This is a genomic window from Streptomyces sp. NPDC039462 (assembly GCF_055639375.1).
This window is the reverse complement of sequence record NZ_JBVKAO010000002.1, coordinates 470,285-487,014: the sequence shown is the minus strand read 5'-3', so window position 1 is coordinate 487,014 and position 16,730 is coordinate 470,285. Positions and strand designations below refer to the sequence as shown.

The 16,730-nt window shown below is 71.9% G+C and carries 9 protein-coding genes and 1 tRNA gene; 5 read left to right on the top strand and 5 right to left on the bottom strand.

Annotated features, from left to right (window positions below):
- Together ACZ7LU_RS12870 and ACZ7LU_RS12865 are read left to right on the top strand one after the other, a co-directional pair.
- Positions 1-3,369, top strand: a complete 3,369-nt coding sequence (locus ACZ7LU_RS12870; RefSeq protein ID WP_471916706.1) for a non-ribosomal peptide synthetase — start codon at positions 1-3, stop codon at positions 3,367-3,369.
- Positions 3,366-5,618, top strand: coding sequence for a beta-ketoacyl synthase N-terminal-like domain-containing protein (locus ACZ7LU_RS12865; protein ID WP_471916705.1), 2,253 nt, complete (start codon positions 3,366-3,368; stop codon positions 5,616-5,618). The genes ACZ7LU_RS12870 and ACZ7LU_RS12865 overlap by 4 nt, the downstream gene beginning before the upstream one ends.
- Positions 5,619-5,664: 46 nt before the next feature.
- Here the strand turns inward: ACZ7LU_RS12865 and ACZ7LU_RS12860 are convergent, their stop codons facing one another.
- From ACZ7LU_RS12860 to ACZ7LU_RS12840, 5 genes are all read right to left on the bottom strand, one after another.
- Complete coding sequence (locus ACZ7LU_RS12860; protein WP_470981525.1) at positions 5,665-6,492, bottom strand: thioesterase II family protein; 828 nt, start codon at positions 6,490-6,492, stop codon at positions 5,665-5,667.
- Between the two features lie 91 nt (positions 6,493-6,583).
- Positions 6,584-7,213 carry a YceI family protein gene (locus tag ACZ7LU_RS12855; RefSeq protein WP_471916704.1) on the bottom strand — a complete coding sequence of 210 codons (630 nt, stop codon included), beginning with the start codon at positions 7,211-7,213 and terminating at the stop codon, positions 6,584-6,586.
- Between the two features lie 346 nt (positions 7,214-7,559).
- Entirely contained in the window at positions 7,560-8,585 is a 1,026-nt protein-coding gene (locus ACZ7LU_RS12850) for a helix-turn-helix domain-containing protein (RefSeq protein ID WP_471916703.1), read from the bottom strand.
- A 112-nt stretch (positions 8,586-8,697) separates the two neighbouring features.
- The gene (locus ACZ7LU_RS12845; protein WP_471916702.1) at positions 8,698-12,480 is read right to left on the bottom strand and encodes a wHTH domain-containing protein; all 3,783 of its coding nucleotides are present in this window, start codon (positions 12,478-12,480) and stop codon (positions 8,698-8,700) included.
- Positions 12,481-12,780: 300 nt separating this feature from the next.
- Positions 12,781-12,852 (bottom strand) — tRNA-Arg (locus ACZ7LU_RS12840).
- 231 nt (positions 12,853-13,083) lie between these two features.
- On the opposite strand from ACZ7LU_RS12840, the gene ACZ7LU_RS12835 reads away from it, so the two are divergent.
- The 3 genes from ACZ7LU_RS12835 (at position 13,084) to lysA (ending at position 16,650) form a co-directional block, all read left to right on the top strand.
- Positions 13,084-13,626 (top strand): response regulator, encoded by a 543-nt coding sequence (locus tag ACZ7LU_RS12835; RefSeq protein ID WP_471917065.1) that lies wholly within the window; start codon positions 13,084-13,086, stop codon positions 13,624-13,626.
- A 304-nt stretch (positions 13,627-13,930) separates the two neighbouring features.
- Entirely contained in the window at positions 13,931-15,232 is a 1,302-nt protein-coding gene (gene nrtL / locus ACZ7LU_RS12830) for an ArgS-related anticodon-binding protein NrtL (protein ID WP_471916701.1), read from the top strand.
- 26 nt (positions 15,233-15,258) lie between these two features.
- Positions 15,259-16,650, top strand: a complete 1,392-nt coding sequence (lysA, locus tag ACZ7LU_RS12825) for a diaminopimelate decarboxylase (RefSeq protein ID WP_471916700.1) — start codon at positions 15,259-15,261, stop codon at positions 16,648-16,650.
- Positions 16,651-16,730: the final 80 nt, after the last annotated feature.

Below are 16,730 nucleotides of genomic sequence, written 5' to 3'. Positions count from 1 at the left end.
GTGGACATCGAGGAGTACGAGTTCCCCGTCTCCGACGCCCAGAGCCGCCTCCTGGTCCTCGACCGGATGAACCCGGGCACCGCCCAGTACAACGTCCCCGCCGCCTTCGCCGTACACGGCCCCTTCGACCTGGGCGCGTTCACGCGGGCACTCGACGCCCTGGTCGCCCGGCACGAGTCCCTGCGTACCGTCTTCCGCACCGCGGCCGACGGCACGCAGACGCAGATCGTCGCCGCCACCGGCCGCGCGCACCTCACCGTCGAGAAGGACGTGCGGGCACACGAAGCGGACGCGCGGCTGCGGACCGACGCCGCACGCCCCTTCGACCCGGCGACCGGACCGCTGCTGCGGTGCACGGTGTACGCCGTCGACGACGGCAGCCACCGCGTCCTGCTCGTCGCCCACCACCTGATCTGCGACGGCTGGTCCCTCGGCGTCATCCTGCGCGACCTGTCCGCAGGGTACGAAGCCGAGTCCACGTATGAGTACGAGACCGAGCCCGCCGATGAAGCCGAGTCCGGGTATGACGTGGTGGCAGGGCCCGGCGATGCAGCCCACACCGTCCCCGAACCAGAACCCCCGCTCCAATACCCCGACTTCGCCGTCTGGCAGCGCGAGCGCCAGGCCGAAGGCGCCTACGCCGAGGCCGTCGCGCACTGGGCCGGCCGGCTGCGCGGCGCCCCCGAGGTCGTCTCGCCGCCCCTGGACCGGCCGCGCCCCGCCGTGCGCTCGTCGGCGGGCGGCAGCGAACACTTCCTGCTGGGCGGCGACGTCCGTGCCCGTCTCGCGGAGACCGCGAGGACCCGGGACGCCACCCCGTTCATGGCGCTGTTCGCCGCGTACGCCGCGTTCCTCGGACGGCTCAGCGGCCGAGACGACCTGGTCATCGGCTATCCGGTGTCCGGGCGCGACAGGCCCGAGCTCCAGGAAATGGTCGGCATGCTGACCAACACCCTGGCGCTCCGCGTCGACCTCACGGGCGACCCGTCGTACACCGAGCTGATCGCGCGCATCCGGTCCGAGCTGCTCGCCGGACAGCCGTACCAGGACGCCCCGTTCGAGTCCGTCGTGGACGCGCTCGCCCCGGCCCGCGAGACCAGCCACGACCCGGTGGTGCAGCTGGTCTTCGCCTACGACGACGACACCGACCTCTCCCTCGTGCTCACGGGCGCACACGTGGAGCGCGTACAACTCGCTTTGCCGACCGCCAAGTTCGACTTCCACCTGCATGTGGAGCGGTGGAGCGGTACCCGGCGCGCGGGTGCCGACGACGGCGAGCTGGCCGCACAGTTCATCTACCGCAGCGACCTCTTCGAGGCCGCCACCGTGCGCGGCTGGGTGCGCACCTTCGAAACCCTCCTCGACGCGGCCCTCGCCCGCCCCGACGCGCCGCTCTCCACCCTCGACCCCGTCCCGGCCGACGAACGCGCCCGCGTCCTCGCCGCCGCCGACCGCACCGCCGAGGCCGCGCCCACCGACCGGCTGGTCCCCGACCTGATCGCGGACGTCGCCGCGGCCCGTCCCGACGCCACCGCCCTCGTCTGCGGCGACGTCCGGCTCAGCTACCGCGAACTCCTCGCCGCCGCGGACGAGCTGGCGGCCCGGCTGCGTGCTGCCGGGGCGCGGCCCGGCTTCCGGGTCGGCCTGCTGCTGCCCCGCTCGCCCGAGATGGGCATCGCGGCCCTCGCCGTGCTCCGCGCGGGCGGCGCGTACGTACCCCTGGACCGGGCCCATCCGCACGCGCGCCTCGCGCACATGGTCGAGGCGTCGGGCACGGGCCTGCTCGTGACGGCGGCGGAGACGGCCGCCAAGGGGGAGACGTTGGGGGAGACCCTGGGGGTGCCGTGCCTGCGAGCGGACAACCCCGACAGGCCCGGGACGCCACCAGTGACGCCTCTGCAGCAGACGGACGACCGGTCGCCGTCTCCGAACGACCTCGCCTACGTCCTGTTCACATCCGGTTCCACGGGCGTACCGAAGGGCGTGGCCGTCGAGCACCGCGCGCTGCTCAACCTGACCGTGGGCGTGCGGCCCGCGTTCCCCGTCACCGCCGACGACCGCGTGCTGCAGTTCGTGTCGTTCGGCTTCGACGTGGCCGTCTCCGACCTCTTCTTCCCCTGGGTCGCAGGCGCCGAGCTGCACATCGCGCGCGACGACGAACGGCTCGGCGACGCGCTGTACGCCCGGCTGCGGGACTCCCGCATCACCTACGTGTTCCTGCCGCCGTCCGCCGCGATGCTGCTGCCCGACGTGACGGGCCGCCTGCCCCATCTGCGTACGCTCGCCGTCGGCGGTGAGGCCTGCCCCGCCGAACTCGTCGAGCGGCTCAGCGAGCCGGGCCGCCGCATCGTCAACGCCTACGGCCCGAGCGAGGCGACGGTCTACGCCACCACCGGGGACCTCGAACCCGGCGAGCCCGTGGTGATCGGCCGCCCGGTGCCCGGCTCGCGCGTGTACGTCCTCGACGCCCGGCTGCGGACCGTGCCGACCGGCGTGACCGGCGAGGTCTACATCGCGGGCGCCTCGCTCGCCCGCGGCTACATCGGCCGCCCCGACATGACCGCCGAACGCTTCGTCGCCGACCCGTACGGCCCGCCCGGCTCCCGCATGTACCGCACCGGCGACCTCGCCCGCGTCGACGCCCGGGGACGCCTCCACTACCTCGGCCGCTCCGACTCCCAGGTCAAGCTGCGCGGCATCCGTATCGAACTCGGCGAGATCGAGGCGCTGTTGGCGGGCTCCTCGGACGTCGTGGTCGCCGCGGCCGCCGTACGGGGGAGCGGGGCCGAACAGCGCCTCGTCGCGTACGTCGTCCACCGGGACGGCGCGACCCCCTCGGACGAGTCCCTCCGCGCCCACCTCGCCGCACGCCTGCCCGGCTACATGCTGCCGGAGGTCTACGTCCACCTCGACGAGCTGCCCCTCAACCGCTCCGGCAAGATCGACCGGGCGCGACTGCCCGAACCGTCCACGGAGCGGCGGGAGCTGACCCGTACGTACGCCGAGGCGCGCACCCCCACAGAGCGGCGCGTGGCGGAGGTGTGGGCCCGCGTCCTGACGCTGGACCGGGTCGGCGTCCACGACAACTTCTTCGACCTGGGCGGCAACTCCGTACGCCTGCTGGGGGTTCTCGAAGCGCTCCGGCAGACGGCGGAGGACCTGACGCTGGTCGACCTGTTCCGCCATCCCACGGTCGCGTCGGTCGCGGCACACCTGGACGGAGCCGCCGTCCCGTCGCCCGAACCGGAAGGCACCCCCACCGGCCCCACCATGTCCGCCACCCCCGCCGAGCGCCGTGGAAGCGACCGCCGCGCACGTCAGAACGCCGCCGCACAACGGCTCCGCTCCAGAAAGGGCACGTCACGATGACCGAGCCAGCACCCTGGGACCGCGACTCCGGTCCGCACCCCGGTCCGGACTCCGACCCTTCCGGCGACCTCGACTCGGCCGTCGCGATCGTCGGGATGAGCGGACGGTTCCCCGGCGCCCCCGACCTCGCCACCTACTGGGCGAACCTCCGTGACGGCGTCTGCTCCATCGTCGACTTCACCGACGAGGAGCTGCTGGCCGACGGCGCGGACCCGGCTGAGCTGCGCGACCCGAACCACGTACCGGCCAAGGGCCACCTCGCCGGCGCCGACCGCTTCGACGCCGAACTCTTCGGCTTCAACCGCACCGAGGCCGCCGCGCTCGACCCCCAGCACCGGCTCCTCCTGGAGACCGCCTGGGCCGCCCTGGAGGACGCCGGCCACGACCCGCTCGCCACGCCGGCCCGCACCGGGGTGTACGTCGGCGGCAGCCCCACCGAGCACATGCTCGCCGCCCACACCGACCGCCGCCTGGCCGCCTCGATCGGCGCGATGCAGATCCGCATCCTCACCGACCGCGAGTTCCTCGCCCCCTGGATCTCCTACCGCCTCGGCCTCGAAGGACCGAGCCTGACCGTCCAGACGGCGTGCTCGACCTCACTGACGGCGGTGCACCTCGCCGTCCAGGCACTGCTCCTCGGCGAGTGCGACACCGCGCTCGCGGGCGGCGTGAGCGTCGACACCATACGCAGACAGGGTTACGTCCACTACGCGGGCGGCATCTTCTCGCGCGACGGCCGCTGCCGCCCCTTCGACGAACGGGCGGGCGGCACCGTGCCGGGCAGCGGTGTGGGCGTCGTCGTGCTGCGCCGCCTCGCTGATGCCCTCGCCGACGGCGACCCGATCCGCGCGGTCGTACGCGGCACCGCGCTGACCAACGACGGCGCCACGAAGGTCGGCTTCACCGCCCCCGGAGTCGAGCAGCAGACGGCGGCGGTCGTCGAGGCCTGGTCGGCGGCGGGTCTGCGACCGTCGGAGGCCCAGTACGTGGAGACCCACGGAACGGCGACGGAACTGGGCGACCGCATCGAGCTGGCGGCGGCGACGGAGGCGTTCACGACGAAGGAACCGGAGCCGGAGCCGGAACCGGAGCCGGAGCCGGAACCGGAGCCGGAGACCAGGACAGGCACCGGGACCGGCACCGGCATCGGCACCCGGATTGGCATCGGCTCAGTGAAGTCCAACATCGGCCACCTGGACGCGGCCGCGGGCGTGGCCTCGCTCATCAAGGTCGTCCTCATGCTGGAGCACGCCACACTGGCGCCCACCGTCAACATCACCCGCCCCCACCCCGAACTGCGCCTGGACGCCACCCCGTTCCACGTGGTCGACCGCGCCGCCCCGTGGCCGCGCCCGGCGGAGGGCCCGCGCCGCGCGGGAGTGAGCTCGCTCGGCATCGGCGGCACGAACGTCCACGTAGTCGTGGAACAGGCCCCGGAACGCCCCACGCCCCCGGACACCGCCACCCCGTCCGGTCCCCGCTCCCGCGCCGAACTCCTGCCCCTCTCCGCCCGCACGGAGTCGGCCCTCACCGCACTCGCGCGCACCCTGGCCACGGCACTCCGCGCCCCCGACGCCCCGTCCCTCGCGGACGTGGCGCACACCCTGCGGACCGGCCGCACCCCCATGGACGTACGCGCGTACGTCCTGGCCTCGGACCCGGCGGAAGCCGCCGAGCGGCTGACGGCGCTCGCGGAGGGCCGCCCCGCGGACGACACGGAGGAGGAGCCGGACACCGACGGGCTGAGGGAGCTCGGCGAAGTGTGGCTGAAGGGCGGCACGGTCCTCTGGCCGGAGGAGACGGGCGGGGGCCGCAGAGTGAGCCTGCCGACGTACCCGTTCGCGGGGGAGAGCCACGGAGCACTGACGCTGCCGCGCCCCACGGCGCACACCCCGACGGACCAGACGCCGACGGAGTCGACGAAGGCGACGGAGGCGAGGGAGCTGCCTGAGGCCTCCGCGCCCGAGGTCCCCGCGACGGGGGCCATCTCCGAACTCCTCGCCGAAGCCCTCGGCCTGGAGCCCCCCGTCTCCCCGGAGATGACCTACTTCGCGGCGGGCGGCGACTCGCTGACCGCCGTCCACCTGGTCGGCAGGCTTCGGGACGACTTCGGCATCGAGGTACCCATCACCCTGTTCCTGGAGGAGCTGACCCTCCAGGAACTGGCCGACCGCATCGCCGCGTCGAAGGAGCCGGACGAGGCGGAGGACTCGCTGGACGCGCTCCTCGCGGAGTTCGAGGCGGAGTAGCGGCGAGGCACCAGGGCCCGCGAGGGGGCCACGGGGACGCAGGACGTCACCGAGTCGACGCGTTCCGCCCCACCAGCGTGGAGGCGACGACTTCGGTGACGTACGCCCGATGACGGTCGAGGAAGAAGTGGCCCCCCTCCAGCACATGGCAGGAGAAGTCGCCGCGCGTCTCGCTCTCCCAGGCCCGCACGCTCTCGACCGTGACGCGGGGATCGGCGTCGCCGGTCAGGGCGACGACCGGGCAGTCGAGCGGCGGGCCGTCCCGGTGGACGTGGTTGTCCAGGAGGCGGTAGTCGGCGCGCACCGGCGGCAGGATGATCGGCAGCAGATCGGGGGAGGTCAGCAGCTCGCTCGCGGTGCCGGAGAGCTTCCGCATCTCCTCCACGAGCTCGCTGTCGGACATCTCGGCCACGGGCCGCACCACCGCCGCCGGCCGCCAGGGCAGCGAGGGTGCCTGCCGCCCGGAGACGAACAGGGCCGCGGGCGGATGCCCCGCCGCGGTCATGCGCCGCGCCGTCTCGAACGCGAGGACCGCGCCCATGCTGTGCCCGAACAGCGCCGTCGGCTCCCCGGCGTCCCACCCGGGGAGCGCGGCGAGCACGGCGTCCACGACGTCGTCCGCCCGCTCGGCGAACGGCTCACCGAACCGCTCCTGGCGCCCCGGGTACTGCACGACCAACGGGTCGACGACCCCGCTCACAGCGGCCGACAGCGGGTGGTAGGCGCTGGCGGAACCACCCGCGTGCGGGAAAAAGAGCAGACGGGTCCCGGCGTGGGGTGCGGGGTGGAAGCAACGTATCCAGTCGCCCACGAGCGCGCCCTCCTTTCGCGTGCCGCGTACGGCGGCGGTGTTCACGGTGATCACGACGACCACGGCGTTCTGCGTACGACGCCCGCCAGCATCGCACTGACACACGGCCGGCACCGAAGCGCCTACCCGCCGAAGCCCCACTCCCCGACGGGACCTACCCGGCGGCGAGCCGAATCGCGGAGATGTCGAACTGCAGCCGCACCTTCTCGCTCACCATCGTGCCGCCGGCCGCGAGCCGCTGGTTGTAGACCAGACCCCACTCGGTGCGGTCGATGGTGGTGGTGCCGTCGAAGCCGACCCGCTCGAAGCCGAAGGGGTCGACGACCGACCCCAGGTAGTCGAGTTGCAGGTCGACGGGGCGGGTGACGTCCCGGATGGTCAGATCCCCGTACATGCGGAAGCTCTCCCCGCCCTCATGGACGGTGGAGGTGCTGCGGAACACCATCTCCGGGTAGCGCCGCGCGTCGAAGAAGTCGGTGCCGACGAGATGGGCGTCCCGCTGCTCCACGCCGGTGTCGACGCTCCCGACCCGGACGACGATCTCGGCGCGCGACTCGGAGGGCCGGTCGCCGTCGAAGTACAGCGTGCTGTCGTAGTCGGCGAAGGCACCCCGCACGGTGGTGACCATCGCGTGCCGCACGGAGAACCCGACACGGCTGTGCGGCCGGTCGATGGTCCACTGCCCCGTCAGCTCCCGCAACGCGGAGTCGAGCGCGACACCGCCGGCCGGCGTCGGCTCGACGGTGGCGGTGGTGCCGGTCTGGCGACGGCTGAAGATGCCCACGAGGTCGTCCCCTCCTTCGAAAGTGATCACCCCGTGCTATCACGGCATTCGAAGGAGCCCCCGGCAAGATGGACCGCCTGGTCCGGCTTCCATGGTGCCGACGGCAAAGATGCACAGGATCGACATGATGTGGATGCACGGACGGCCGGAAGAAGATCACGCACGGTCACAAGAACCGAAAGAAACGCACCCGCCCCCCCCGCACCCGCCCCCCCGTGCCCGCCCCTACGCCCTCCCCCGTTCAACGGGTTCCACCCGTTCCATGGGTTCCCCCGTTCCACGGGCGCAGTGGCGGACACCGGCGGCGCCCCCGACCTCGCCGCCGCGCAACAGTCTTCCCAGCCCCTCACCCGACGTCATTGACCATGGGCGCACACCCGTTGACCCCTGACGCACTCCCGTATCCCGCCAGCGCCCGCGCGCGTACGTCGCTGGGCGTGAGCCCGTACGCGGCACGGAAGGCGCGCGTGAAGACGGCGGGCTGCGTGAACCCCCACCGGGCCGCGATGGCGCCGACGGGCACGGCGGCGAACGCGGGATTGGCCAGCGCCCGACGGCAGCGCTCCAGACGCAGCCGCCGGATCCAGGAGGAGACCGTCAGCCCCTGCTCCTGGAAGAGGCGGTGCAGATAGCGGGTGGAGATGTGGTGCGCGGCGGCGATGCTGTCCGGGTTCAGCCCAGGATCGCGCAGATGCCGCCGCACGTGACTCTGCACTTGGAGCAACAGGGCACGCTTACGGCTCTCGACAGGCAACTCCGCCACGCGGTCCAGGTGCTGGGCGCCAAGGTGCCCGACAAGGTCGACGAGGGTATGACTGAGCCGATCGGACACGTCACGCGACTCCCCGAACTGCCCCACATCCCCGGCGACTTGCTGCATGAACTGGGCGAGCAGGGCCCCGAACCCCTCCCGGCCCGAGAGCGGCCGCGACACGAGCTCGGAGAGCCGGTCGACGGGGAAGGGCAGCAGGTGCAGGGGCAGCGTGGCCACGATGCTCCGCGTCGGATCACTCCCGTCACCGTTTTGCCGCATCCACCCCTCGAAGGGCGAGGAGGACTCGTACAGCAGAAAGTTTCCGGCCCCGAACTTCACGTTGCGCCCGCACTGTTCGAACCCGCTGAGCCCCGACAGGGTCAGCGAGACCTGCAGACTCCCGGGATCCCCTCGACGGATATGCCGCTCCGTACGCCGCACCTCGGCCGACGGATACGACATGGTGGTGACCGTCGCGGCCCCGAGATCGACATGGTCGACCGCGACGGGAAAGTCATCGGTGTGATCACTCCGCAGAGTCGTCGCGATGGGCGAAGCGGACTTCAGCCCACCCCACCACCCGAACCGCTCCTCGGGCGGCACACCCTCACTGGTCAAGCACGACCGAATCATGCTCTCCCCTCTCCCTCCCCCACACGCCCCTCCGCGTCTCCCCTTCCCTTCCCCTACGACGCCATGCGCCGGGAAACAAGCCGGGACCGCCTTGAACTCACCCGGCCGGCACCCGCGACAGAGCTGCCCGCACGGTCTCCGCCGGGTCGTCGACGTGAACACCGAGGTCACGCAGGTGCTGAGCGGCTTCGGCCACAGGGAGGTCGGCCCGACGAGCGATGCGGACGAGCTGGGCGAGCGGCATGGGCGGGTCCTCCGGCAGCGGCAACGAGTACTCGTCGGAGGTCAGCAGTCGCAGCGTGGCGCTGTGGCCGAGGCCCGGAGGCAGGTCGTCGCGGGAGACCCGGAGGCCGTAGGAGCTCAGTCGGGCGGCGAGTTCCTTCGGGCGCCGGCCGAGTTCCCGGGCGGACAGGACCACGAGGAAGAAGGGGATCTCGTCGTCCGGTCCGAGCCGATACCACCAAGGGGCGTCCCGCTCGTCGTCGGATACACGCAGCAGGTCCTCGTAACGGAAGAGCTCGCGGTCGAGTTCGGTGGGGCGTGACGGCAGCACCATGCCGACTCTCACGTGGTACTTGGCCAGCCGGTTGATCAGAGAGCGCAGGCTGAGCCCCAGTTCCTCCGCGACCGTGATGAGCTGATGGAAGTCAGGGGCGCGATCGGTCCAGAAGGGCGACCAGTCGACTCCGTCGCTGCCACCGAGCAGCTCGAAGTCGTCGGGCAGCTCACGGCAGGTGGGTCGTGGCGGAAGCGAGAAACCGAGGCGTTCATACTCGGCACGCACGTCGTCGGCCGACAGCCCGAGCCATCCTTGCACGGCGATCAGTTGCCAAGGGGGAAGCGGCCGGGTGGCACTCACCCACGGCCACCTGCCGTTGTGATCCTGACTCAGCCAGGCGACGTACTCCTTGTCCGGGCGTTCCGGCAGGTCGAACGGCTCCACTGGCACGCCGTAGCGTTCGATTCGGCGCTTCACCTCCGCCGGGTGCAGTCCCGTCCGCAGGGCGGCCTGGGCCACATGGCCTGGCGGCACGGGACCGTCATCCGCGATACCGCGGTACTCGGCTACCACGCCGTCCCGGTGGAGAAGCTGGAGATCCGTCTCATCGGGTCCGCCGTCCGGCAGGTCGCACGGCACGACCGGGATGCCGTAGGACCGCAGACGGGCCGCCGCCTGTGTGGCGTCCACTCCGAGCTCTTCGCCGATCCTCAGCAGATCGTCGACGGTCGCGCTTGCGTGCCGGTAGTTGTGCGGCCTGTCCAGCCAGGTCATGTCCGAGCCGTCCGAGAGATCCGGCTCGGGGGCGGTGGGCAGGGTGAGACCGTTGTCTCCGAAGCGCCGTCGCCGTTCCACGGGACCCGCGAGGCCACAGCCGAGCCGCCGGGCGACACCGAAGACGGCCGAGGGACCGGTCGCCACCTGCGTCTTACGTCTTCCGGTGAGCAGCTCCGGGTCCGACGGCCGGGCTCTCATCACCTGACGGACATCCGCCAGTTCCGGTACCAGATCCGTCAGTTGCCGGGACAGATCAGTGTTCCCATGGGCGAGCACCCGCCAGAGCAGCAGATGGTCCGGAAGAGAGAGAAACGCCGAGTCGTCGAAGTAACCACGCAGGCCGTTCGGCGCCAGCAAGTTGTCGAGAAGCAGTCGGTCGAGAGGGAAGCAGCCGGATGCAGCGGGCACCGTTCGCTGACTGTGGCGAATCCCGAACCGGCTCTTTGCCTCGAACGCCGCCTCGGCCACCAGATCCGCGGTGCGCGGGCTGCTCTCGGCCATTTCGCTGATCCAGTTCAGGGTGAGGAACTTCGCTCCGCTCGTCACCAGGGTGGGCGCCGCGGCGGCGAGCAGTTCCTCGACCCGCCCCGACACGTCGGTCAGCAGGCTCGCACGATCGGTGCTGAGATGCTGCGGTGCGTAGTCCCCGCTGAGGTTCACCACGACACCCCGGAAACCGGACAGCACGCCCACCCGCTGCTGCGGCTGGACCAGGATGCCGTCCACCAGCAGCATGCCTCCGTACTCGCACCAGATCACTTGCGCACCCGGCGGGCTGTCCTCCCAGACCACCAGGCCACCGCTGGCCTGCCCCTCCGCCGAGTATGTGTCCGACCGACCCAGGACTCCTGCCTCCCACACCCTCCGTCGTCCGGAGTGCTCGGCGGTCGTCCGGAACTCGGCGATGTGCAGCACTTCGGCCAGCGTGTTCATCGCCGACCAGGTACGAGGCTCCTCCCGGAGGTAGAGCCGCACCCGGGTACCGGGTGTGGCGCCCCGTCCTTCCTTCTCCACGATCCTGAACAACTGGTTCGGCCCGAGGATCCGGGCCTCCACCACGGGGCCGGGTGCGCCGTCCAGCCCCATCCGGCACGACACCACCCGGATCTCGTCCGCGAGCATGAAGTACGACAGGACTCCGATCCCGAACCGGCTGTTCGGGTGCAGCCGCACCGGGGGCTCCACCCGCTCCCATTCGGCCTGCTCCAGCAGGAAGTCCGGCTGCTCGGCGAAGCGGGCCCCGGCATGCGAGAACACCCCGCGCAGCTCCGCCTCGCCCATACCGATCCCGTCGTCCGAGCACTCCAGGTAGGCGCGGCCCTCGTCGTCCACTCCCTGAACGAGCTCGATGCCGCCCTCATACGGGTGGAAGGGGCGTCCGGACCGTTCCAGGAACTGTGTCCTGGCGCGCCGGTAGCGGCAGGCGTCCAGGGCGTTCTGGTACAGCTCGCGGACCGCCAGGCCGCGGTCCTTGTAGAGCTGGGTGCCCGTCAGGATGTCGCGCACCCTGCGGTCGTCCAGCCGGAACCGCGCCCCGCTGATGAAGGTCCCCTCCGCGGGCACCACGCCGTCCGCCGAGATCCGCCCGGGCAACCGCGGCATCGGCTGGGCAATCCGGTCGGGGACGGTGCGCCCCACTGCGAGCAGCAGTCCGTCCAGCCGCTCGGCATGCTCGCGCAGGGCCTCCACCACCGCCTCGTGCTCGCAGACCGCCTTCAGGACCGGCAGCTCCGGAGGGCCACCCCACGTGATGGAGGCGAGGGTGCGCCGCACCCCGTCCAAGTCGACGCCGTTGGGAACGCCGGTGTGCTCGACCACTGTGTCCGGCAGGACCGAGAGCTCGATCGCAGCGCCGTACGCGACGGACAGGAGCAGACTCATGCGCCGCTCCCGGATCCGCTGTCGGCCAGGCCCTGGCAGGAGCTCGTCCGCTTCCAGCTGACCCACATGCTCCGCGTTGCAGACGTCGGATCCGAGGCGGAGGCCGGTGAGGAGCCTGGCCAGCCGACGAGGATCCAGGGCCTGGGACAAAGGACCCTTCTCCTCGCCGAGCTCGGCGTCCAGGCCGGAGAGCTGGTCCGCGGCCTCCTCCCGCTCCAGCCAGCGGTGGAACAGCCACCAGCCGATCACCGGCGCGGCTTCCGGCCGCCGCTCGGCCCGCTTCACCAGCCGGTCGTGGCCGGTGAGGAACGACTGATACTCACTGCGCCATCGGCACGCGTCCGGCCGGACACGCAGGTCGGCCGGGCCGGCCTCCATCCGGGAGGCGACCCGGCGGAGTTGACGGGCCTGGTACAGGTAGGGCATCAGCACGAGCACCCCGGCCTCCGACGGAGACAGGTCGAGCGTGCCGTCGGGCTCCCCGAGCAGCCACTCCACCCGGTCCGCGAAGCGCGCCGCGAAACCGGGGTCGGCCCACGCGTCGCCGGCGGCCCGCAGGCCGGCGGCGTCTCTGACGGCGGCCAGACGCGCGACCAGCCGCGCCGCGTGTCCGCGATGTGCCTCCACATCGCGCGGAGCCGCGTGCGCCCAGACGGCCGACTCCAGCACGGCCCGGACCCACGGTTCCCTCGGCGGGACCGGCTCCGGGGCTTGCACCGTCACCGAAGCAGCCTGAATCACTGGCCCCGCGTAGTGCCCGCCATGAATGGAGTTCGTGGTCCTGTACTGATCCATCCGAGGCCCTTCCCGGTGACTGCGTTTACGCAGCCTAGGCGGCCGCAGGCGCGCACACCCAAGATTCCACCGGTCAACCGGCCCCTCCCCGCCGGGGAGTTGGACCGTCACGGTGCACAGAAGCCATGACGGTGAACGCCCCCGGCCGGAGCACGCACAAGGGCCGGTGATCACTGAGATCACCGGCCCTTTGCCTACTGCTGATACATCCGGCACGGACGCTGTCCGTGCCCCCGGCAGGATTCGAACCTGCGCACACGGCTCCGGAGGCCGTTGCTCTATCCCCTGAGCTACGGGGGCGTATCGTCGCGGGTTGCGCGGCGACGGGTAGAACCCTACCAGCTCTTCGGGGCTCCCCATGAACAGGTATTTCGGTGCTCGCGTGGGGGCGGGGCGGGTGGCTCGCGTCGGTGGGGGCGGGAGGCGGCGCCGGCCTGTGTGTGGGCGGCGGAAGTAGGGAAAACCGGGACGCGGTGGTGGGCGCGGACCTACTCTCGAGTTGTGCCAGGCGTGCCCGGCCGCGTGCTTGTTGTGGACGACAACAAGGTCATCCGGCAGCTGATCAGGGTCAACCTCGAGCTGGAGGGCTTCGAGGTCGTGACCGCGGCCGATGGTGTCGAATGCCTGGACGTCGTGCAGCAGGTCCAGCCCGATGTGATCACCCTCGATGTCGTGATGCCCCGGCTCGACGGACTACGGACCGCCGCACGGCTCCGTGCCGACGCGCGTACGCGTGATGTGCCCGTCGTTGTCATCAGCGCCTGCACGCAGTACGAGGTCGAGAGCGGTCTGGAGGTCGGCGTCGACGCCTTCCTCGCCAAGCCCTTCGAGCCGAACGAACTGGTCGGGATCGTCCGGCAGTTGATGTTCGGGGGGAGGGGAGAGGTGAGCGGTGAGGGCGGGCGTGCGGGCCAGCGTGACCGGGACCGTGACCGTGACCCCGACCAGGGGGCTCTGGAAGCGGCCGAGTGCCGGGTCAGTGGGTGTGGAGCCGGGGGCGAAGGCGCCGTGGGTGGCGGTGTGGTGGGTGGCGGTGTCGGCGAAGCGGAGCGCGTCACACCTCCCAGAGGTTGACCTCACCTCAGCCCCAGCCCGGCCCAGGGTGGGCCCAGGCCCACCCAAGCCGCAGCCTCAGCCCCGGTCTAGCTCGGCCTAGCCCCAGCCTCGGTCCAGGGTGGGCCCAGACCCAGCCCAGTCGCAGCACCAGCCCCAGCCCCAGCCCCGATCCAGCTCCGCCCAGCCCCAGCCCCCGCCCCGGTCCAGCTCCGCCCTACTCCAGTCCAGCCGCACCCCCCCCCCCGCGCACCCCGTCCACATCCCGGACCATCCGCTAAACCGAGTCGCCTTCCCACCCCCCTCCTCCCATACGCTTGGTCCCGTGACCCCCGTCGAGCTTTCCCGCACCGTGCTGCGCGCCATGCGCCAGGCCGTCGATGCCGGTGAGCTCAGCGTGGACGTGGGCCGGGGCCTGGATCGGGACCTGGGTCGGGGCCTGGGCCTGAGCCGGGACCCGGACGCCTCCGTGGAGTCAGGGCCTCTGCCCGTACGCGTGGAAAAGCCCCGCCCCGGCGGCCGCGGCGACTACGCCACCAACATCGCCCTCCAGCTCGCCCGAGCCGCCGGACGCACCCCGCGGCAAGTGGCCGAGGTGCTGTCACCGCGGCTCGCCGCCGAGCCCGGCATCGCCGGCGTCGACATCACCGGGCCCGGGTTCCTCAACATCACCCTCGCGGGCGCGCGCGACGAAGCCCTCGTACGCGAGATCCTGGAGCGCGGCGCCTGCTACGGGCACGTGCACCCCGACACCGGCGCCCTCGCCCAGATCCACGTGCCCCGTGAGATCCGTGCCGTCGTCATCGCCGACAGCGCCCGCCGCATCCTGCGCTCCCAGGGCGTCCTCGTCCGCGTCACCTGCGACGACGCGCCCGACCCCGCCTGGGCGGATGTCCTCGGCGTGCGCGTCGACGCCCACGGGCGGCCGCCCGAGTCCCTCCCCACCCTGCGCCCCGTCCCGGCACACGCCCCCGCGGACGGCCGCGAAGGTCCCCTCCGCCTCGGCCGCGACGCCGCCCGTTGGGCGCTGCTCCACCCCGCCGCCCACGACCACCCCCGCGTCACCCCCGAGCAGGGCGGCGACCAGCACCTCGTGCAGCGCGAGAGCAACCCTCTCTTCCGCGTCCAGTACGCCCACGCCCGCTCCCGCGCCCTCCTCCGCAACGCCGCCGACCTCGGCTTCACCGCCGCCCCCGGCGACACGGGCCTCCCCCTCGATACCGCCGCCCCCGGCGACACCGGCACCCCCCACCACCCCCTCACCCCCCTCCTGGACGCCCTCGCCGCCCACCCCGCAGTCCTCGCCTCCGCCGCGCGCCACCGCGCCCCGGACCGGCTCGCTCGGCACCTCGTCGTCACCGCCGACGCCTTCCTCGCCTTTCAGAGCGCTCCACACAGCGCTCCACACAGCACTCCACAGAGCGCTCCATGCGGGGCTCCGCACAGCGCTCCCCACCGCGCCCCACAAGGGCCCACGCGACGCGCCGACCGCGGGCAGATCCTGCCCATGGGAGACGAGAAACCCTCGGCCGCCCACCGCGCCCGGCTCGCGCTCGCCGAAGCCGCCGGGACGGTGCTCGCCGGTGGCCTCTCCCTGCTCGGCATCAGCGCACCCGACCACCTGTGACATGTGAAAGACGAGACGACACCGCCATGAGCCGTTCCGCGCACCCCGCCGGTCCCCGCCACGCCGACGTACTCCCCGAGGGCCACTACAGCGCTCCGCCCGCCGACCTGAACGCCCTCGACCCCAAGGTCTGGTCCCGCACCGTCACCCGTACGCCCGAAGGCGTCGTCAGCACGGGCGGCATCGAAGTGACGCGGCTCGCCGAGGAGTTCGGCACCCCCGCGTACTTCATCGACGAGGCCGACTTCCGCGCCCGCTGCCAGGCCTGGCGCGACGCCTTCGGCAGCGACGCCGATGTGTTCTACGCCGGCAAGGCGTTCCTGTCCCGGGCCGTCGTGCGGTGGCTGCACGAAGAAGGGCTGAACCTCGACGTGTGCAGCGGCGGCGAGCTCACCACCGCCCTCGACGCCGGCATGCCCGCCGAGCGCATCGCCTTCCACGGCAACAACAAGACCGAGAGCGAGATCCACCGGGCGATCGAGGCCGGCGTCGGACGCATCGTGCTCGACTCCTTCCAGGAGATCGTGCGCGTCTCGCACATCGCGGAGCGGCTCGGCAAGCGGCAGCGCGTGCAGATCCGCGTGACCGTGGGCGTCGAGGCGCACACCCACGAGTTCATCGCCACCGCCCACGAGGACCAGAAGTTCGGCATCGCGCTCGTGGGCGGGCAGGCCGCCGAGGCCGTGCGGCGCGCCCTCAAGCTCGACGGTCTCGAGCTCATCGGGATCCACTCCCACATCGGGTCGCAGATTTTCGACATGGCCGGCTTCGAGGTGTCCGCGCGGCGCGTCGTGCAGCTGCTCGCCGAGGTGCGGGACGAGCACGGCGTGGAGCTGCCCGAGATCGACCTCGGGGGCGGGCTCGGCATCGCGTACACCTCCGACGACGACCCCCGCGAGCCGCACGAGATCGCGAAGGCGCTGCGCGAGATCGTCACGCGGGAGTGCGAGGCCGCGCGGCTCCGCACCCCCCGCATCTCCGTGGAGCCCGGCCGCGCCATCGTCGGCCCGACCGCCTTCACGCTCTACGAGGTCGGCACGATCAAGCCCCTCGAAGGGCTGCGTACGTACGTGTCCGTGGACGGCGGCATGTCCGACAACATCCGTACCGCGCTGTACGACGCCGAGTACACCGTCGCCCTCGTCTCCCGCTCCTCCGACGCCGAGCCCGTGCTCGTGCGCGTCGTCGGCAAGCACTGCGAGAGTGGGGACATCGTCGTACGGGATGCTTTCCTTCCGGCGGACCTCGCGCCCGGCGACCTGATCGCCGTGCCCGCGACCGGCGCGTACTGCCGCTCGATGGCGAGCAACTACAACCACGCTCTTCGCCCGCCCGTCGTCGCCGTCAAGGACGGCGAGGCGCGGGTGATCATGCGGCGTGAGACGGAGGAAGATCTCCTGCGTCTCGACGTCGGCTGACGAAAAACATGAAATAGATGTCTCAGGATCCGGACAATGGACAGAAAGTCTGTTCCGGTGGGTGAGACTGGTTCCACCGT